An 18,501-nucleotide genomic window follows, 5' to 3' on the forward strand; every position below is an offset into this window, starting at 1 on the left:
CGCCGTCCCCCTGGCGCCCGTGACCCCGAGCACATCGGCAACGTCACGATACTTGGACGGCGGTCGACGCGGGGCGAAGCACGGCAGCGTTGAGCCCAGCGGGTCTAGTGGATCCGGACGATGATCTCCGAGTGGCCCAGACGGATCACGTCGCCGTCCGCCAACTGCCACTCCTGCACGGGCGCGTTGTTCACGGTGGTCCCATTGGTCGAGTTCAGGTCCGAAAGGAGCGCCACCTGCCCGTCCCACCGGATCTCGAGGTGACGCCGTGACACCCCGGTGTCGGGCAACCGGAACTGCGCGTCTTGTCCACGGCCCACGATGTTGGAGCCCTCACGCAACTGGTAAGTCCGGCCGCTGCCGTCATCGAGCTGGAGGGTGACCGTCGTTCCGGCCGCGCCGTAGCCGCCACCGTAACCGCCATAGCCGCCGGCGGGCTGCCCGTAGTCGACGGGCTGGCCGTACTCACTCGGCTGGGCGTACTCGGCCTGCTGGCCATAGTCGTAGTCGCGTTGGGCGGGCTCGCCGTAGCCGCCGCCCTGACCGGGGTATCCCCCGCCCGGGACGTTCTCGGCGTACTGCGTGTAGTCGCCGGGGCCGTAGTCCTGCCGACCGTATCCGCCGCCCTGCTGGTACCCCTGCTCGTACCCGGCGCCCTGCTCGTACCCACCGGCCTGCTCGTAACCGCCGCCCTGTTCGGGGTAGGCGGGCCGCTGCTCGGGCGGAGCGTAACCGGCCTCTTCGGGGCGGGCCGGTCCGCGCCCGTAGTCGCCATACCCGCCGTAGCCCTGTTGCCCGCCGCCGGGCTGAGCTCCGGCGGGTGGGCCGTATCCACCGCCCTGGTAGCCCTGGTCATAGCCTTGGCCGCCGTACCCGCCGGGTGCGGGGGGACGCTGCTCGTACATCGGCGGGTAACCGCCCTGGCCCTGCTCGGGGTAGCCGCCCTGGCCGCCTTGGTAGCCGCGTTGGTCGGGGTAGCCGCCCTGGCCGCCTTGGTACCCGCGCTGTTCGGGGTAGCCACCCGGCCCTTGGTAGCCCCCTTGTTCGGGGTAGCCGCCCTGCTCGGGGTGGCGGGGCGGCGGGTAGCCCTGCTGCGGCGGATAGCCGCTCTGCTCGGGCGGATACCCGCCGCGTTGCTCAGGTCCCCCCTGCGGTTCCGCGCCACCCTCTTGCGGACGCCCGTAGCGGTCGTCGTAATACTCATCGCTGGGCCGCCCCGGCCCCTGAGCCCCGCGGTAGCTCGAATCGTCAGTCATTGGTGCTACTCCTCGTTCTGCGCCGAACGCACTATTTGATTGTGGCCGGACGGGATCGTCGACCGTCGGGCGGGGCTGCACATCGGGGTTGACAGCACCGCGGGCGCGGTACTGGCCGGTCCGCAGGTTCGACGACTGCTCGAACCGGACGACCACCTCACCATACGTTTGCCACCCCTGTTCATGGATATAGTCGGCCAAGTACCTAGCGAAAGCGCCCGACGTGAGATCAGGGTCGGCGCCCACCTTCTCGAAGTCGTGCCTACCGAGGGTAATGATGTATTCGTTGGGGGCCAAAAGGCGATTGCCCTGCAGCGTCTGGACACCGTCGCGCGCTTCGCGGCGCAGCAGGGCCTCGACTTCCTGCGGAACGATCGACCCGCCGAAGACCCGGGCGAAGGCGTTGTCGACGGTCGCCTCGAGCTTGCGCTCGATCCGCGCCGCCAGCCCCCGTTGGCTACTCATGCGCTCGCGTTCGCCCGCACTTGCCGCGGCATGTCGCTGGCGCGCGGCAAACGATTCGCACGTTGACCTCTCACTCCAGCATGGTATCGGGACAGCATGATGTCGCGGCACCGTCGAAACTCTGAGAACTGCGTCGGCCCTGTTCAGAGGCGTTGTCCCGCAGCGCCCCACGGCTTCGAGGCCCGAACAGGGGGGTTGGGGAATGCGGCTATTAGAGTGGTATGGTCCATCGGTTGTTTTTCCGGGCGAGTGGCGGAATGGCAGACGCGCTGGCTTCAGGTGCCAGTGTCCTTCGGGACGTGGGGGTTCAAGTCCCCCTTCGCCCACATCTGAGCGGTTCTCCGAGCCGCCGGCGCTGAGGTCACGAACTCCGCAAGGGGCTCGTGGCCTTTGTGCTTTCCGGGTGTCGTGGTGGGAGCGTCAGCGCACCCCGCCACCGTCGTGGTCCTCGCCGTCGTCCTCCCAGTGGGCCCACTCGGGAAGCGGCGTATTCGGCATGGCGCCGTGCGCCGACGCCTCGTACCCAGGTTCGGAGCCGTGGGCCTTCCACCGCGTCCCCCTAAACCCGTGCCGGCGTAGTGAATTGACGTCCGAATCCGCATTAGTAGCGTAATTGCCAGCTCAGGAGGGGTGGCAATGTTCGTCACGGCGTGTGACGCTGCGCAGCTACGGGTGGTGCGATGCAGCTGCGTTACATAAGCATCGGGGCGTTGATTGCCGAGGCCGGCGGTGACCCGTGGGCGATCAACAGAAGCTTGCAATCGGGCAGCCCCGGGCAGATCTCTTCTCTGGCGGAGGCCTTCCACCGAGCGGGCCGATGCACCTCTGAGGCCCAGCACGCCTTCGAGCAAGCCCGCAACCGCTTCGGCGCAGCGTGGAACCGCCAAGGCGGCGGCCATCCGATCAACGACGCCGCCGAAGTGCAGCGGGTCACGCAGTCGCTCGGTGCGCAGTCTTTGCAGCTGCCCAGGATCGGCGTTGACCTGGAAAACATCGCCGCCTCTTTGGCCGAGGCGCAGAAGGCCGCGGCCGGACAAATCGCGGCGCTTGAGAATCAGCTGCAAACGCTCGACGGCTTGATCGGCCAAGCGGTCGAAATGGAGAACGACAGCCACCTCAGTGCGGCTGACAGGCACACCCTCGATGTGCTCATCCACAATTGTGAGAGAGATGCCATCGATGACACCAAAGGAGCGCTGGCACAACTTCATTCGATACGCAATGGCTACTCCGACGGCTTACGGAATTCGCTCAGCAACCTGCGAACCGACGGATACGATCCCGCCCCCCTTCATGATGTTGACGCCGACGGTTCGCCGAAGCCTTCCGAGCTTCAGACGCAAGCGCTAGCTGACCTGCGCCAGATCACCAACCAAGCGGTGGTGGATCAGATGGGCAAGGTGCGCGCCGCGCAGGAGGCGCTGAACAAGGCCATGGCCGACCTCTATACCCATGGCCCGGGGTCACCCGAAGGCGAGGCGGCCAGCGCGAGCCTGCCCAAGCTGAAAGCCGACCTGGCCCACGCGATCGATGATCTGGGCAAGATTCCCGACTACAAAAACATCGACCCCGCATCGATAACCACCACTGCTGACGGCCGTTTCACGTTCACCTACAACGTGGATGGACAGCCCGTGCAGGTCTTCGGGCAGCTCAAGAACGGCGCGGGCGAATTCTTCGACCAAGCCACGGGCACGTCCTATGCGTTCAGCGGCGGCAAGTTGACCGGCATGCGCACACCGGATCCCGGAAAGGTAGAAGCCACCCCCGAACCGCTATGGAGCGCCATCACCTTGGCCGTCGGCGGCCCCGAACTCAAGGCCGGCGGGGAGGTGGCCTGGCAAGGCCTGAAGACACTCTTCAGTCGCGAAGCGCTGCAAGGTCTTTCCGCCGACAATGTCCTCCCCCGCGCGCTGAGCGCGGCCGAGATGCGCGCGGCGATCGCGGAAGCGGATCTTCCACCGCATGGCTCGCCAATTCCGGACGTCAGCGGACAACCGGTGCCGGGCGCCGCCCACCCTGGTTCGCCACCCGTCGTCGAGCACGCGCCCCACCCGGGCGGTGGGACTGGTGAGCTCCCGCCGGACCCTGGGCCCGCGGGTCCGCATGTGCCGGTGGCGCCGGACGGTCTTCCGCCGCCGGTCGTGGTCGACCCATCGCATCCGGAGTTCGTGCTCCACAATCCGCTCGACTACATGACCCCGGAGTTGCGAGCACTGTCCGAGCAACACCTGACCGGCAGCGGCGAAACCGTCCTCGGCCCATTTAGACCACCGGACGGAGGCCCCTCCTACATTGAGGTCGCGGAACAACGTGGAGCCAGCTACTTCGACCTGGGCCCAGCGTGGAACTCCTTGACCTCCACCGAGCAACTGGCAGCTAATCAGCATGTACTCGACGTGGCTATTGCAAATCGCGATAAGGTCACCTTGTCGGTGCCGTTCTATCGCATTGACCCCAATACGTTCACCGCTGCAGAACTTCGATATCTCGAAGCACACGGGTATCAGCGAGTGGGTGACAATGTACTTCTTCCATCGATCGAAGGGGCACGATAAATAATGAGAACATTGCTACAGTTCTACCTGCAGTACTTTGATTTCCTTTACTTAGATCCCCGCTATCGTATTACCGACTCGTCGACATCCGGCAACCCGACAATCAATGCCTCGCTAACGGTGGCGAGCCCATCACTCAGTTGGCATATTTCCAACGATCGTGGCCAAATTGGGGTTAGTTTCGCCCCAACTAAGTCGGCCGCGGTACCGGACAACTGGTTCCGCGCCTCGCTTATTCGTCAGTATCTGGATAACTATGATGAGACAAACACCGTCTCTCCGGAGGCAATGGTGGCTTGGATTCGCGATAACCTAGAACGCATCGAGGACCTGCTCAGCGATGCAAAGGCAGACGGGTCGTGCGAGAAACTTCTCAACTTGGCAAAGCTCCTCGCCGACAAGTATTTCGGCCCATCGCAAGGTTAGTCGAGGCGTTTGTGCTGCTGAAAACAGAGGCTCCCGACCTTGGTTCGCTAGATCGAGTTCCTGTAGGTGAAAACACTATAGAGTTTTACCTGAAGCGCTTTGATTTCCTGTACCTAGACCCGCGTTACCGGATCACCGATTCGCATGTGGCCGGGCCCGCACCCAGCGCCTCCTTGACGATTATGGGACCCCTCTTGACGTTTTCGCTGATCAACGAGCGAGACCGGATACAAATCTCCGCCGCACCAGCCCAGCTATTGACGCGAAAAAACCACTCCTGGCCTTGCTTGATTAAACAATACGTCGACAATGACGCACAGATCCGATATTTGCCTGCTGCAGATGAGGCGCTCTGGATGCGTGAGAATCTCGGCCGCGTCGAAAAACTGTTTTCCGACGCTTCGCCATTGGAAGCCACCTGTGACGAGCTGAGCACGCTGCGCCGTGCGGGTGCGGAGAGCTACTGGTCAAGCTGGCGAGAGCAGCGAGGGCTTACTTGAGCCCAGGTCCGACGAGGGCCGACGAGCGGACCGCGGACTAGATACGAATCCGCACGTCGATTAGCCGATAGTGTGGAGCCGCAGCGTCTACCGTCGGCTAACTCGACTGCACCCACCGCTGAATCTCTGGCGTGACGGCGTCGGTGATGTCGTCGTACTCGGGGTGCTTCTTGAGCACCGTGCCGATCATCGAGCACACGGGGACGATGCGCTTGCCTTCGTCGCGGGCCTCGTTGAGCGCTTCCTCGACGAGGATGGTCGCCAGGCCGCGTCCGCCGTACGCCGGGTCGATTTCGGTGTGGTAGAAGACGCGCTGGTCGCCGCGGTCGGCGAAGTCGGCGAGGCCGACCTGCTTGCCTTCCACGGCAATGGTGTACCGGCCCTCTTCGAGGTTGACGGTCGCATCTGCTCCGGTCTTATCGGCGGTCATGGTGTTTCCTTTCTTTGCGTTACGGGTCGAGGCCGCAGCCGGGTGGCCGGCAGCGGCGGGGCGGGCAGTCGGGTGAGCGAACCCCGATAGCCGTGGACGGCGCCGAAGCGTTCGTCACCGTCTTCCCACTGTTCGCGGTAACCCACGATGTCGTCGTGGCTTCGCCCGACGAAGTTCCACCACATCACGAGTTCTTCGGTGAACGGAGTGCCGCCGAGCACCAGCACCCGCGCGGGCTCATTCCCGACGTTTCGCAGTTGGAGCGAGGAGCGGCCAGGGTTTAGGTAAGCCAGGGAAGCGACCGTCAGGGCGGTCTCCTCCACACGGACGTCGCCCAGATCGCAGAGCACACCGTGCTCGAAGGCCGCGCCGACAGCGATATCCAGGCAGGCGCCGGCGTCGAGATCGACCTGCGCGCCCAGCAGCGGTGTGAAGGTATGCACCGGTGACCGGCTTCCGGCCAGTCCGCCGAGAAACACCCGCGCCGTCGCGCCCGCAAGCGACACGGGCTCGGGCACGTAGTGGGCGAAGTCGCGGCCGGTGTGGCGATCGGAATCGGGCAGCGCCACCCAGAGCTGGACTCCGTGCAGGGCGGCCGGCGATGTAACCGACACCTCGGAATGACAAATACCGGCACCCGCAGTCATCAGATTCAGCTCACCCGGCCGTACCGCCGCGTGCACACCTGCGCTGTCGTTGTGCTCCACTTCCCCACTGAACAACCAACTGACCGTTTGTAGTCCGGTGTGCGGATGAGGTGGAACGTCCATGCGCTGCGACGTCGGGCCGTAATGGTCGATGAAGCACCATGCCCCGATCAGCGATCGCTGCCGTTGCGGAAGCGTGCGTCGCACGCGCATTGCCCGCGGCCCACCCAGCGGAACCTCCCGGGGCGCCAGTACTTCGGTGCCCGCGCCCGGTGAGGCAGCGCAGGCGACTTCGACTGGTGCCGACTCAAGGTTGCTCATCGTCCACTTGACCGTACCCAGACCTCGTTACTTGCGCGGCGGTCGGAGCACCTTCATGGCCAGCCGCATGACGGGTTCGGGCACCCGGTCCTGCATGGAAAGCGCAGCGTCGGCGGCGCGGGAGCGCAGCGGGGTGCCGCGACCGAAGACCCGGTTCAGCGGACCGCCGGACGGCTCGAGCACCACGTGCAGCGGCGGCGTGCCGACGCTGGCGCCCAGCGCGTTGGCGATCACCATCCGCTGAATCTCGCTCGTGCCCTCGAAAATGGTGTAAAGCTTGGCATCCCGATACCACTTCTCCACCGGGTGATCGGTGATGTACCCCCAGCCGCCCATGGTTTGAATCGCACGTTCGGTGGCCTTGACGGCCACCTCGCTGGCCGCCATCTTCGACATCGAGCCTTCGCCGCGCTCGAAGGGAACGTTGTTGGCCGCCATCCACGACGCCCGCCACGTCAACAGCCGCGCCGCGTCGATCTGGGTGGCCAGCTCCGCCAGCGGGAAGGCGATGCCTTGGTTGTCGATGATGGGTCCGCCGAACGCCTCGCGCTCCGTGGCGTACGCCGTCGCGTATTCGAGCGCGGCGCGCGCGATCCCGATGGCCTGGGCGGCCACCATCGGCCGCGTCTGCTCGAACGTGCCCAATGTCGCCGAGCCCGACCGCTTGGCGCCCGCGACCACTTCGCGCGCTTTCGCGAGCTTGTGCTCCAATTTGTCTTGTCCCCCAAGCAAATTGGCTCCCGGAACACGGACGCCTTCGAACAGCAACTCCGCGGTGTGGGACGCACGGCAGCCCAGCTTGTCCAGCTTGCGCACCAGCTTCAGCCCGGGGGTGCCCCCGGGCACCACAAACAGCGCCTGACCGCGGTGGCCTAGTTCTTCGTCGACCACCGCATTGACCACGTGTACGTTGGCGATCCCCCCGTTGCCGATCCACATCTTGTGGCCGTCGATGATCCAGTCGTCACCGTCGCGGCGCGCGTGGGTGCGCAGATTACGGACGTCGCTGCCGCCCTCGGGCTCCGAGATCGCCAGCGCGGCGAGCTTGAGATCGCCTGGAGTGCCGAAGCATTCGGGAGCCCATTCCAACATCTGCTCCGGAGACGCCGCCTGCCCGATCGCCGACAGTGCCAACGCCGGCATCACGATCGCCAACCCGATCCCGGCGCAGCCCCAAAACAGCTCCTCCATGAACATCGGCAAGGAGAGCCCGGTCCGATCGCCGATCAGATCGCGGTAGAACAACGGGCTGTAGAAGCCGCGCTGGGCCGCCTCCTCCAGGACCGGCCACGGAAACTCCTGCCGTTGGTCGTAGTGGAGCGCCACGGGGCGGATCACTTCTTCGGCGAACTCGTGGGCCCGCCTGGCCAGGTCGTGCTGCGCCGCCGTCGGGGTCAGGTCGAACGTCATGGATCCCGCCTTTGGGTCGACAGACTCGTTCGTGCCGAAGCTCTACCCCGTTGGCTGAGTCAACAAACGGCCGTACAAGGGCGGAGCGTCAGGCCGCGGAACGGGGCCCCACTTGCGCCAGGGGCAGATGCAACACCACCGCGGCCACCGCAACGGCCTCGTGTTCGTGGTTGGCGAGCAGGGCCGCGTTCTCCGGTAGCTGGCGCGAGTTGATCTCGCCTGACGCGATGCGTCGCAGGACGTCGTGGGCCTGGGCCAGCTGCTCGCGCTTGCGGTATTGGCCGCCGGGGAGTTTGACGCCGGCCCACACTCCGTACTCCTCGCGGTGCGCGATGGCATGTTGGGCGCACCGGCGCTGCTGCGCCAACGGGCAGCGCCGCAGGCATTGGATGCGCGCCTCGACGGCCGATCGCTCGTACGCACGGGCCTTGGCCGCACCGTCGCCACCGTCGTCGTCGGGGTAGCCGAACCACAGTTCCGGGTTGGTAGCGCAGGGGTGTCCCATGTCGGTCTCCTTGTCGAGCCTGAAACGTAGGCAAAAGCGTATACAACCACAGCGGCGGAACGCAAGAGAAACGAGACGAAAACGTATATTCAGAGGGATACGCTGCGGCCTGTGTACTATCCGGCCTATGGCCGGAGCCTGCGGTGAGCCGTGAATCGGCCGGTGCGGCGATCCGCGCGTTGCGAGAGTCGCGAGACTGGTCGCTAGCCGACCTCGCCGCCGCGACCGGTGTCAGCATCATGGGGTTGAGCTTTCTGGAGCGCGGTACCCGCAAGCCGCACAAAAGCACAGTTCAGAAGGTCGAGAACGGTCTGGGTCTGCCGCCAGGCACCTATTCCCGACTGTTGGTGGCGGCGGATCCCGCCGCGGAACTGGCCCGGCTGATGGCCGCGCAACCGCCGGCCGCCGTCCCCGCCAGGCGCACCGGGCCTGTGGTCGTGGACCGGCACAGCGACACAGAAGTGCTGGAAGGATATGCCGAAGCCCAACTGGAAGCCCTCAAATCCGTCATCGATCGGTTGCCTGCGACAACATCAAACGAATATGAGACGTATATTCTGTCTGTGATCGCTCAGTGCGTGAAGGCAGAGATGCTCGCCGCCGGCTCGTGGCGGGTCGCCGTGAACGCGGGCGCGGACTCCACGGACCGGCTGATGAAACATCTCCAAGCCCTCGAGGCGACGCGTACGGCCCTGCTGAAACGGATGCCGGCCAGCTTGAGCGCCCGCTTCGACGCGGCATGCGCACAGTCATCGTTGCCCGAGACGGTCATCGCTGCGTTGGTCGGGGTCGACGTCGAGGAGCTCTGGGACATCCGCAACCGCGGGGTGATCCCCCCGGGGGCACTCCCCCGCGTGCGCGCCTTCACCGACGTCGTCGAGTCGGGACGCCAACTGGGCGAGGGGGCGCCGTGAGCCAAAGCGAAATAGAGGTACTGAGCCGCGCTCATGACATATTCGTCGGCAGCACCCGACCGGCGGTGCTGGACGCGGGTACCGGGCATTACCGCAACCTGCTGCACAGAGCGGCCGGACTGAACGACGGAGTGGCGCGCGGTGGCTATCGGCTTGTGGTGGATCACAGCCGGCAACGGCTCGCTGGTGCCGCCGCCACCGACGCTGCCGCGGCGGGCGTCATCGCCAGCGCCCATCGGGATCGGGCCGAGGCCCGTGATCTGACCGGGGGCGTCCTTGACGAAGCCCGCGCCGACGCGGTCGTTCCGGCGACGCCGATGGCCCAGCGTGAGGCGATGCGCCGTCGGGTGGCGCGGCTGCGGGCTCAACACGCACACGTCCTGTCGGCGCGCTTCCGGGCGCGTCGACGCCTCGCCGAACTGCGGACGCTGCGTTACCAACTTCTGCGCTACCGTCCCGCCGGATCAAACGGGCGTGCCGCCATCGCGGTACGCGCCGCATTGTCGCGCCTGGGCCGACCCTACGTGTGGGGCGCGACCGGGCCCGACCAGTTCGATTGTTCGGGGCTGGTCCAGTGGAGCTACGCGCAAGCGGGAATTCATCTGGACCGCACCACTTATCAACAGATCAACGACGGGATCCCAGTCCCCCGTTCGCAAGTCCGGCCGGGTGACCTCGTGTTCCCACACGCCGGGCATGTCCAGCTGGCCATCGGCAACAACCTGGTAATCGAAGCGCCGTACTCGGGCGCCTCGGTGCGGATCAGCCGGCTAGGCCCCAACGTTGCGATTCGACGACCGCTATGACACACAGGGTGAGCCGATGACGGAACAAGCAGGACCTTCGGTAGCCGCTATGCAGGCGCGGCAGTCGGCCCTGGCCGGCCAGCACGGCACCGCAGCCGACGCCGACCGGGTGCTGGCAGAGGTGCTCAGCAGCGCGCATGCCGCGATGCGCGAGGGCGGCAGGCGTCTGGATGCCATCGCCGAGCAGATCGAGCACGCCACCGTGCACCAGGCGAACCTCGCCGTCGATACGCCCTTGGGGGCTCGCGAATTTCAGAGGTTCCTGCTGGCCAAACAACGCGAGATCACCGAGGTCGTCGAGGGCGCCCGCGAACTCAGCCGAGCGAAAAAGGCGGTGCTGGAAGGCCTTCGAGACCAGTACGCCGCCGGCAACGCCTAGCAAGGCTGCGGTTGCAGTGTCATCCACAGCGGCCCGGCATTGTGAATTGTCGCCAGGCAAAGGCCTGGGTACTGTCGCCGGGCATGGAGGTGTCGCAACGCATCCGGCAAGGACGTGCGTAGCGGATGTCGGCGCACGAGGAGCTGCTCGCCGCGGTGGAATATGTCCGAGACCGTACCGGTGACCCGAACGCGTGGCTGGCGGGTCTGTCGCCCAGTGAGCGGGCCGCGGTGATCACCCCGACGACGCGCCCCGAACACCTGCAGGCGATCGCCGGCAAGATCCGCCAACAAGACGCAGCCGCACCGGATCGGGAGAAGGGCGAGGCAGCGGAAGCGATCGCGCACGCCGAAGTGGCGTTGTCGCACCAGAATTCGGCCAGTTCCCAGCTGGACATGCAGGTGATCACGGCCATCTTGAACGCCCACCTCAACGCCGTCGAGGGCAGCCAAGCGCTGACCAAGTTGCAGCAAGACACCGAAGCCGCGGTGCGAACGCGGTCGGACCTGGACACTCCGGCCGGTGCGCGCGACTTCCAGAGATTTCTGATCGGCAAGCTCAGAGACATTCGTGCGGTGGTTCTCAACGCGAGCCTCGACGACACGTCGAAGTCGGCCCTGATGGCCGCCTGGACATCGCTGTACGACGCATCCAAGGGCCAACCGAACAGTCCCGACGAACGCCCGTCGGCCGCGACGGACGGCGCCGACTCTGCCATGACAGAGGACCCCGGACGGGATCCGCTGCTAAATTCGTTGTTCGCCGACGATCCGGGCCCGGCAACCGATGATCTGCCGGGAGGCGTTGTGCCGGATGTGGCGACCGCTCCGGCGGCGCCCCTGGCTCCTGTGCTGCCGCCGCCAATGCCCAACTTCGCTTCGGGCCTGCCGAGTTTGGGCGCGATACCCAGTGGCCTGCCACTTCCCGACCTGCAGGGTGACGACAGAACGGATCCTGCGCTGCAAGGCCTCGACGACGAAGGCCTACTGGACTCCGCGGAGCATGCGGATCCGAAGCCCGACGCTTCGTCAGATCAACCGAGCGACACTGACGAGGAAGCGGCGGCGGTGGAGGGCGACTCGTCACCTGCTGGTCCGACCACGGTGACCCTGCCCGACGGGGAAACGGTGACGGCTGCCAGCCCCCAGCTGGCAGCTGCGATCAAAGCGGCAGTCGGCGGAACGGCGATACCAGATGCGTTCCAACAGCAGGGAATAACGATCCCGCCGCCAGGAACCGCTGTCACCAACCCTATCGACGCCTCGCACGTCACTCCGGCGGATATCGGGATGTTCATCGACCGACACGCGCTTGCTCTCGGGCCCGGAAAAGCCCTTCTCGATGGCCAAATTCAAGACAGCGCCACCGTGAGCGGCCCGAGCTTTCTAGGCTGGGAACATCCGCCGGCCGCGGCCATGACCGCGCCGGCGAAGCCTGACACACCGACACCCACGCGGCCGGCGACCTCGTCGACCACCTGACAATAGTGATCTCGCCGGTTCGAGCCGGCGGGCGTGAACAGGAGACAGCGGATGGCAGATCCGATCCATGTGGTCCCCGCGCACTTGCGTCAAGCCGCTGCGCGCCATCAGGAAACGTCCGATTACTTGCGCACGGTCCCGTCGTCGCACGCGGCGATCCAGGAAAGCCTCGATTCGCTGGGACCGATCTTCGGTGAACTACGCGATGCCGGGCGGGAACTGCTTGAGCTCAGACGACAGTGCTATGAGCAACAAGCCGCGGACCACGCCGACCTGGCGGACAAATTGTCGGCGTCGGCCGCGATGTGGGAGCAGCACGAGCAGGATGCGGCGCGCGACTTCCGCGGCATTGCTGACCGCGGTCGATGACCGACGCGAACCCCGCTTTTGACACCGTTCACCCGAGTGGGCACATCCTCGTCCGCTCCTGCCGCGGCGGGTACATGCACAGCGTTGCGCTGAGCGAAGAGGCGATGGAGACCGATGCCGAAACGCTGGCACGAGGCATTTTGCTGACCGCTGACGTGTCCTGCCTCAAGGCATTGCTGGAGATTCGGGACGAAATCGTCGCGGCCGGACACACCCCCTCGGCCGAGGTGCCGACCCCGCGAGACCTGGATGCTGCGATCGAGAAGCTACTGGCGCATAAACTGCGGCGCCGTCACAGCGCCATCTAGCAGGCCTACAACAGCCAGGTCTTGGCCGCCTCGGGATCTGGAGCGATATCGGTGGGCGGCTCTACAGGGTTGGGGCCGAACAACTCTCGTGCGCGCGCAAGCAAAGCACGCACTTCGTCGAGTTGCTGCTGCAGGGCAGATTCAGCCATATCTGCACGGTACCGAGGCCGTCACAGCTGCACAATTCACCGACCGAATAAGCCGTTCGTCAGATGCCGGTACGCTTAGCCGGTGGCGATCTTCGGTCGGATGACGGCGCGTCAGCGCCTCCGGAGAGCTACCCGGGAATCATTGGCGATGCCGGCCTTCAGCTCTCCCATCGATTGCACCCCGTGGGTGATCGGTGGGCTTTGGCCTGCCGAGCTGTCGACGATCACCGCCGAAAACGCCTCGCTCGCAGAATATCTGAAGACCGACCTGCAGCGGATCGCCGACAGCGCGAACGAGCAGCTGAAGATGGTCAAGCGGGCGGGTTTGGCCGATCTGTCCCGTCAGGCGGAGGAGGCTCGGGTCATCGACGAAGCGCGCGTCCGCGCCGTGCGCCGAGTCGAATCGACGATTCGCCAGTTGCGCGCGGTGGAGGCCGGGGTGATCGCCGGATATCCCCGCCCTCAGCTCGACGAGCCGTCGGCACGGGACATGGACCGGACCCAGGTCATCCCTGCCGTCACGGAGGGGGAACCCCTGCCCCATGCGTCCACCAGGAGTGTGCGTAAACCGCGCTGGCGGGTCGCCGACAAGCCGGCTCCTTCCGTGCCGCAAGGCGGCGGGGACGAAGTCGAGGCACCTGTCGATGACACTCCTGGCGAACAGACCGCCAGCGCGCCGGATATGGAGCAGACGCAGATCATTCCTGCTGTCACCGGGCTGGGGCCCGTCGCCGACGCGCCGCTCGTCGCCAACGGTCGCCACCACCTGGAGGCCGAAGAGTCGACCACCGAGCAGGACCAACCCGAATGGGGGTCCGACTTCGACGCCGGGGACGACGCCCCGGTGGGGTCGATGGAGGAGACGCAGGTGATTCCCGCGATCACCGAAATCGAGCCCGTGGTTGATGAGCCGGACCGCGTCCCCGGGGACGACCCCGCGGCGGTCTCGATGGAAGAGACGCAGATCATCCCCGCAATCACCGAAAGCGAGCCCGCGATTGGCGCGCCGGCCGAGAATGGTCGCCACCACGCCGTGCCCGAAGAACCGGCCCAGAACGAGGCGCAGCCACCAGAACCCGTCGAGGACTCGGTCGCCTCGATGGAGGAGACGCAGGTCATTCCCGCCATCGCCGAGGCCGAGCCCCTGGTGGATGAGCCGGCCGAACCGGAAGCGGGCCAAGACCAACGAGGGGCAGCTGGGGAACCCGCCGCCCCGACCCGCCAGCAAAAGGACACCGCCGCAACGGGTTTCGAAATTGACCGGCTGAATCGGCTCCTCGAATTCGTGGTCCGCCAAGAGCCGCGGTTGAATTGGGCGGTCGGCGACCTTCTGGACGGCACGACGGTCCTGGTAACCGACCTTGCCCACGGTTGGATACCGGCGGGGATCAACCTTCCAGCGGGCGTGCGGTTGTTGGAGCCCGAGCGACGCACTGGCAGGGTGACCGCCTTGATCGGCGACGCGGCGCGCGTCGTGAGCTACGCGCCCGGCGATTCGCTGCGCCGTTCGCCCGACTTCACCGCGACGAAATCGTCGTTGGAACCGCGCGACCTGCCCGCCATCGAGGATCTCGCCACGGTACTGAGCGGGACCACACGCCGGTTCGACGGACTCCCCCGCATCGTGCAGAGGTTGGCGGACGCTGCCGCCGCGGATGCGGTTGTCATCGATCAAGAGGTCGACGTGTTGCGTGTGCACCTGGATACGGCGCGCTACCAGCTTTTGGTCCAGTATCCGACCGTGAATCCGGCGCTCCTGCTCAAGTGTCTGTTGATGGCCGCCACCGAAGGCATCGCGAGCGGAGACGCGGTATCGGCGAACTATCACCTCGCCTGGTATCAGAAACTCGCCACGCAACCACCCGCCCCCTAGGCCGCTACCGAGCCCGCCGGGCACCTGCGAGTTTGAATTGACGCTGGTTGGAGGGGTCGACATACTGTGATCGTGTCGGGTTCGGGCGGTCGCGCGAATCTCAGTGACAAGGACCTCGTCGAATCAGTTCTTCGCGAACTGAGCGAGGCAGCCGACAAGTGGGAAGCCCTTGTGGCCCAGGCCGAGGCCGTCACCTACAGCGTCGATCTCGGTGACATCTATGCCGTGGCGAACTCCGACGGCCGGTTGCTCGAGTTGACTCTGCACCCCGGCGTGATGACCGGATACGCCCATGGCGAGCTGGCCGACAGGCTGAACCTCGCGATCGCGGCGCTACGCGAAGAGGCCGAGGCTGAGAACCGGGCGAGTTACGGCGGACCGCTGCAGTAATCGCGCGCTCGCGCGCTCATCGACCGGCGCTTGGGTCGGATCGGCGCCGGCTCTCTTCGCGCGCTCGCGCGCTCATCGACCGGCGCCGGGCGGGCCCGCGAAGGCTTGTGCGATCTCCAGCCAGCGCTGCGCGTCGGTCCCTTGGGCGATGATGCCGAGGGAGCTGAGCGGGCGCCGCTGAGTGACCAGGAAGCAGAAGTCTTCGGCAGAACCGGTGACCCGCTGCGCGGCGTCCGGCGGTCCCCAGCTCCACGTGTCGCCGCCGGGTCCGCGCAGCTCGACCAGGAACGGCTCGGCCGGGGCGGGCAGATTGTTGACGAAGAAAGCGTAGTCGCGCGTGCGCACCCCCAGGTGAGCGATCGACCGCAGCCGGTCGGTAGCCGCACGCTTGACGCCCAGCGCATCGGCGACGTCCAATCCGTGCGCCCAGGTCTCCATCAACCGCGCGGTCGCCATCGACGCCGCACTCATCGGCGGCCCGAACCACGGAAGCTTGCGACCGGCGGGAACCCTCAACAGCTCCTCATGCAACCGGCCACGGGTCGCCCGCCAGTCGGCGAGCAGCTCAGCCGGCGCTAGACCCGCCAATTCTTCGGCACCCGCGTCGACGAAGCCCGTCGGGTCCGCGGCGGCGGCCTCGAGCTGTTCGGCAAACCCCGCCTCGTCGGTGACCGAGGTCAGTGCGACCTTGTCGGTCCACAACAGGTGCCCGATCTGATGCGCGATGGTCCAGCCCGGCGCGGGCGTCGGATCGGCCCATCGTTCGGCGGGCAGCGGAGCGACCAGGGCGTCAAGCTCGTCGCTTTCCGCGCGTAAGTCGGCCACGATCGGTTCGGGACCCGCCATCATTGCCTCCGCTCGTCGGTCGCCCCCGCCGGGGAGTGATTATTCGCTTGTTCGCCGCGCCGGCCCAGGACGCCGTGCATGGCCAGCCCGGCCAAATAAAGCCCCGAAGCGACCAGCACGAATGCGGGCGCATGGCCGTCGGCCGGAATCAACGCCGCGGCCACCGTGATCGCGGCGATGAACGCGACCCAGAACAGCGCGTCTTGGACGGCGAACACGTGTCCGCGAAGGGCGTCATCGACGTCCATCTGCATGGCCGAGTCGGCGCACAGCTTGACCATCTGCCCGGTCACACCGAGGAAGAAGCCGCACGCCACCATGATGGGCAGCAGGAGCCCCGCGCCGGCGACCTCGATGACCACCGAGGCCGCGAGCGCACCGTTGACCGTCGCGTAGCGACCCCAGCGACGGACCGCCGGCGGAGTCAGCACGTTGGCCAGAAACGCACCCAGGCCGGTGGCGCCGAAAAACACCAGAGCGGTACCCAGTCCCCCGACCGCGGGGTCGGTCAGGTGGTGTACGAGAAGCAAGACCAACAGAGAGTTGATGCCGACCACCATCCGGTGGGCGGCCAGTCCCGACAGCGTGGCGGCGACCGTCGGCCGCTGGGCCACGGTGCGTGCACCGTGCAGCCAACCGGTGATTACGGCGTAGAAGACCGGTCCGTGGATCGCCCGCTTGGTGTCGTCCGGGCCCAGCACGCGAGAAGCGAACCGCAACGACAGCAGCAAGGCGATCGACACGGGTACAGCGGTGACGAAGATGATCGCCGAGGCGCCCTTGTCCCCCGCGCCGACTAGGAACCGCGGCACGAGCATGAAGTTGGCACCGATGAACGCGGCGATGGCCCCGGACGCGTTGGCTAAGGCGTTCATGGTCACGACCTGTTCGCGAGGCACCACGTGCGGCAGCGAGGCCGACAGTCCGGACGCGACGAACCGCGCCAAGCCATTGGCGAACAGCGCGCCCAAGAGCAGCGGCAGGTCGCCTGCCCTGAGGGCGAGGATCGTGCCGATCGCGGCGATCAGGAGGAGGCGGCCGACGTTGGCGCTGACCAGCACCAGCCGTCGGTCCCAACGGTCCATCAGCGCGCCGGCGAACGGCCCCAGCAGCGAGTACGGCAGGAACAGCACGGTGAACGCCCGTGCGATGGCCATCGGATCGGCGGCCCGGTCCGGATTGAACAGCAACGCTCCGGCCAGGCCGGCCTGAAACAGCCCATCGCCGAATTGACTCGCCATGCGCACCTGCAGCAGCCGCCAGAAGTCTGGCAAACTGCGCACTGACCGCCATATTTCGACGGGTGCGCTTGAGTGCATCCGGGATTGGATCACAAAACCGACTTCCACAATTGGGGCTAGCAAGCTCGTCACCGTCCGAGCCGACTTACCAACACTACAAATCTTCACGCCCGGCGCTTGATTCCCCCGGGCGACAGGCGACGGATGCGATGATGGTTGGGTGCCGCCGCCCGAGGACCCAGAGGACTATGTCGCGCCGGCCGCGCAGCGGGTGCGCGCGGGGACGTTGCTGCTTGCCAACACCGACCTTTTCGAACCGACGTTTCGGCGCAGCGTGATCTACATCGTCGAGCACAACGACGGCGGCACGCTGGGGGTGGTGCTGAACCGCGCCAGCGAGACCGCGGTGTACAACGTGCTGCCGCAGTGGACCAAATTGGCGGCCAAGCCCAAGACGATGTTCATCGGCGGCCCGGTGAAACGGGACGCGGCGCTATGCCTGGCGGCGTTGCGGGTAGGCGCCGATCCGCAGGGCGTGGCCGGGTTGCGGCATGTAGACGGCCGCGTGGTGATGGTCGATCTCGACGCCGACCCCGACACGATCGCTCCACTGGTGGAGGGAGTCCGAATTTTCGCGGGCTACTCCGGTTGGACCATCGGCCAGCTGGAAGGCGAAATCGAACGCGACGACTGGATTGTCTTGTCGGGGTTGCCATCTGACGTCCTGGCGGGGGCGAGGTCCGACCTGTGGGCGCAGGTGCTGCGCCGGCAGCCGTTGCCCCTGTCGTTGCTTGCCACCCACCCGATAGACCTCAGCCGCAACTAGCGGGCCCTCCGCCAGACCTCAGTGGCAAGACTGCGTGCAGCCGGCGCAGGTCCCCGCGCAGGCCGGTGCCGCCGCTTCCCGCCGCAGCGCGAAGCGCGCACTCTGCCATGACCCGGCTGCCACCGTTCCGAAGGCGCCGACTACGCAGACGATCAGCACCACCAGCGCGGTGTGCGGGGAGGCGGCCAGCGCCACCACACCGCCGGCGGCCAGCATGATTGCCGCCGCCAGTTGCGCCGGCGCCATGGACCGCAGCGCGAGCGCGGTGGGGTCGACATTTTGGGTGCGCGCCAATGACCAAGTTCCGAACCCGGCGGAGGCCACCGCCGCACACATGCAGAGCACTCCCGCAATCAGCATGGCCTCACAATACGAGCCCGGACACTGGTCCGTTCAGTCGG

General features: G+C 66.4%; 21 protein-coding genes and 1 tRNA gene. 13 read left to right on the plus strand and 9 right to left on the minus strand.

From position 1 onward, the window contains the following. Nucleotides 1–104: 104 nt before the first annotated feature. Nucleotides 105–1,721, minus strand: coding sequence for a DUF3662 and FHA domain-containing protein (locus A5678_RS02625; protein ID WP_068037968.1), 1,617 nt, complete (start codon nt 1,719–1,721; stop codon nt 105–107). Nucleotides 1,722–1,964: 243 nt separating this feature from the next. Between A5678_RS02625 and A5678_RS02630 the strand changes: the two genes are divergently transcribed. The 4 genes from A5678_RS02630 (at nt 1,965) to A5678_RS26945 (ending at nt 5,205) form a co-directional block, all read left to right on the plus strand. Further along, a tRNA-Leu gene (locus tag A5678_RS02630) sits at nt 1,965–2,047 on the plus strand. Between the two features lie 354 nt (nt 2,048–2,401). Beyond that, nucleotides 2,402–4,279, plus strand: coding sequence for a hypothetical protein (locus tag A5678_RS02635; RefSeq protein WP_068037971.1), 1,878 nt, complete (start codon nt 2,402–2,404; stop codon nt 4,277–4,279). Between the two features lie 3 nt (nt 4,280–4,282). Beyond that, nucleotides 4,283–4,705, plus strand: coding sequence for a hypothetical protein (locus A5678_RS02640; protein WP_068037973.1), 423 nt, complete (start codon nt 4,283–4,285; stop codon nt 4,703–4,705). A gap of 11 nt (nt 4,706–4,716) precedes the next feature. Then, complete coding sequence (locus A5678_RS26945; protein WP_156746732.1) at nt 4,717–5,205, plus strand: hypothetical protein; 489 nt, start codon at nt 4,717–4,719, stop codon at nt 5,203–5,205. 97 nt (nt 5,206–5,302) lie between these two features. On the opposite strand, the gene A5678_RS02645 is transcribed toward A5678_RS26945, so the two are convergent. From A5678_RS02645 to A5678_RS02660, 4 genes are all read right to left on the minus strand, one after another. Continuing rightward, entirely contained in the window at nt 5,303–5,635 is a 333-nt protein-coding gene (locus tag A5678_RS02645; RefSeq protein ID WP_068037976.1) for a GNAT family N-acetyltransferase, read from the minus strand. Further along, nucleotides 5,632–6,603: a pirin family protein gene (locus A5678_RS02650; RefSeq protein ID WP_068037978.1), complete on the minus strand. Its 972-nt coding sequence runs from the start codon at nt 6,601–6,603 to the stop codon at nt 5,632–5,634. Before A5678_RS02650 ends, A5678_RS02645 begins: the two co-directional genes overlap by 4 nt. 27 nt (nt 6,604–6,630) lie before the next feature. Beyond that, nucleotides 6,631–8,013 (minus strand): acyl-CoA dehydrogenase family protein, encoded by a 1,383-nt coding sequence (locus A5678_RS02655; RefSeq protein ID WP_068037982.1) that lies wholly within the window; start codon nt 8,011–8,013, stop codon nt 6,631–6,633. Nucleotides 8,014–8,101: 88 nt separating this feature from the next. After that, nucleotides 8,102–8,518 (minus strand): WhiB family transcriptional regulator, encoded by a 417-nt coding sequence (locus A5678_RS02660; RefSeq protein ID WP_068037984.1) that lies wholly within the window; start codon nt 8,516–8,518, stop codon nt 8,102–8,104. A 143-nt stretch (nt 8,519–8,661) separates the two neighbouring features. On the opposite strand from A5678_RS02660, the gene A5678_RS02665 reads away from it, so the two are divergent. The 6 genes from A5678_RS02665 (at nt 8,662) to A5678_RS02690 (ending at nt 12,775) form a co-directional block, all read left to right on the plus strand. Then, on the plus strand, nt 8,662–9,432 hold the full coding sequence (locus A5678_RS02665; protein ID WP_068037988.1) for a helix-turn-helix domain-containing protein: 771 nt from the start codon (nt 8,662–8,664) through the stop codon (nt 9,430–9,432). Continuing rightward, nucleotides 9,429–10,238 (plus strand): C40 family peptidase, encoded by an 810-nt coding sequence (locus A5678_RS02670; protein WP_068037990.1) that lies wholly within the window; start codon nt 9,429–9,431, stop codon nt 10,236–10,238. The genes A5678_RS02665 and A5678_RS02670 overlap by 4 nt, the downstream gene beginning before the upstream one ends. Before the next feature lie 16 nt (nt 10,239–10,254). Further along, nucleotides 10,255–10,617 (plus strand): DUF4226 domain-containing protein, encoded by a 363-nt coding sequence (locus A5678_RS02675; RefSeq protein ID WP_068037993.1) that lies wholly within the window; start codon nt 10,255–10,257, stop codon nt 10,615–10,617. Between the two features lie 125 nt (nt 10,618–10,742). Next, nucleotides 10,743–12,098, plus strand: a complete 1,356-nt coding sequence (locus A5678_RS02680; RefSeq protein ID WP_068037996.1) for a DUF4226 domain-containing protein — start codon at nt 10,743–10,745, stop codon at nt 12,096–12,098. A gap of 51 nt (nt 12,099–12,149) precedes the next feature. Further along, the gene (locus tag A5678_RS02685; protein WP_068037999.1) at nt 12,150–12,467 is read left to right on the plus strand and encodes an ESX-1 secretion-associated protein; all 318 of its coding nucleotides are present in this window, start codon (nt 12,150–12,152) and stop codon (nt 12,465–12,467) included. Continuing rightward, nucleotides 12,464–12,775, plus strand: a complete 312-nt coding sequence (locus A5678_RS02690; protein WP_067737733.1) for a DUF2694 family protein — start codon at nt 12,464–12,466, stop codon at nt 12,773–12,775. The genes A5678_RS02685 and A5678_RS02690 overlap by 4 nt, the downstream gene beginning before the upstream one ends. A 5-nt stretch (nt 12,776–12,780) precedes the next feature. Here A5678_RS02690 and A5678_RS27425 read toward each other — a convergent pair whose 3' ends face one another. Continuing rightward, nucleotides 12,781–12,924 carry a hypothetical protein gene (locus tag A5678_RS27425; protein WP_167374087.1) on the minus strand — a complete coding sequence of 48 codons (144 nt, stop codon included), beginning with the start codon at nt 12,922–12,924 and terminating at the stop codon, nt 12,781–12,783. An 82-nt stretch (nt 12,925–13,006) separates the two neighbouring features. Between A5678_RS27425 and A5678_RS02695 the strand changes: the two genes are divergently transcribed. Together A5678_RS02695 and A5678_RS02700 are read left to right on the plus strand one after the other, a co-directional pair. After that, nucleotides 13,007–14,797: a DUF5631 domain-containing protein gene (locus A5678_RS02695; protein ID WP_068038002.1), complete on the plus strand. Its 1,791-nt coding sequence runs from the start codon at nt 13,007–13,009 to the stop codon at nt 14,795–14,797. A 69-nt stretch (nt 14,798–14,866) separates the two neighbouring features. Then, nucleotides 14,867–15,187, plus strand: a complete 321-nt coding sequence (locus A5678_RS02700) for a DUF2710 family protein (protein WP_156746740.1) — start codon at nt 14,867–14,869, stop codon at nt 15,185–15,187. Between the two features lie 72 nt (nt 15,188–15,259). On the opposite strand, the gene A5678_RS02705 is transcribed toward A5678_RS02700, so the two are convergent. Both A5678_RS02705 and A5678_RS02710 read right to left on the minus strand, forming a co-directional pair. Beyond that, nucleotides 15,260–16,033 (minus strand): TIGR03084 family metal-binding protein, encoded by a 774-nt coding sequence (locus A5678_RS02705; RefSeq protein ID WP_068038005.1) that lies wholly within the window; start codon nt 16,031–16,033, stop codon nt 15,260–15,262. Next, a complete protein-coding gene (locus A5678_RS02710) occupies nt 16,033–17,352 on the minus strand; it encodes an MFS transporter (RefSeq protein ID WP_068038240.1) in 1,320 nt (439 codons plus the stop codon). Before A5678_RS02710 ends, A5678_RS02705 begins: the two co-directional genes overlap by 1 nt. 142 nt (nt 17,353–17,494) lie before the next feature. Between A5678_RS02710 and A5678_RS02715 the strand changes: the two genes are divergently transcribed. After that, on the plus strand, nt 17,495–18,100 hold the full coding sequence (locus tag A5678_RS02715; protein ID WP_068038008.1) for a YqgE/AlgH family protein: 606 nt from the start codon (nt 17,495–17,497) through the stop codon (nt 18,098–18,100). Nucleotides 18,101–18,118: 18 nt separating this feature from the next. Here A5678_RS02715 and A5678_RS02720 read toward each other — a convergent pair whose 3' ends face one another. Further along, nucleotides 18,119–18,460 carry a hypothetical protein gene (locus A5678_RS02720; protein ID WP_068038011.1) on the minus strand — a complete coding sequence of 114 codons (342 nt, stop codon included), beginning with the start codon at nt 18,458–18,460 and terminating at the stop codon, nt 18,119–18,121. Between the last annotated feature and the right edge of the window lie 41 nt (nt 18,461–18,501).

It is taken from the genome of Mycobacterium sp. E2733 (genome assembly GCF_001667585.1).
Lineage (GTDB): Bacteria > Actinomycetota > Actinomycetes > Mycobacteriales > Mycobacteriaceae > Mycobacterium.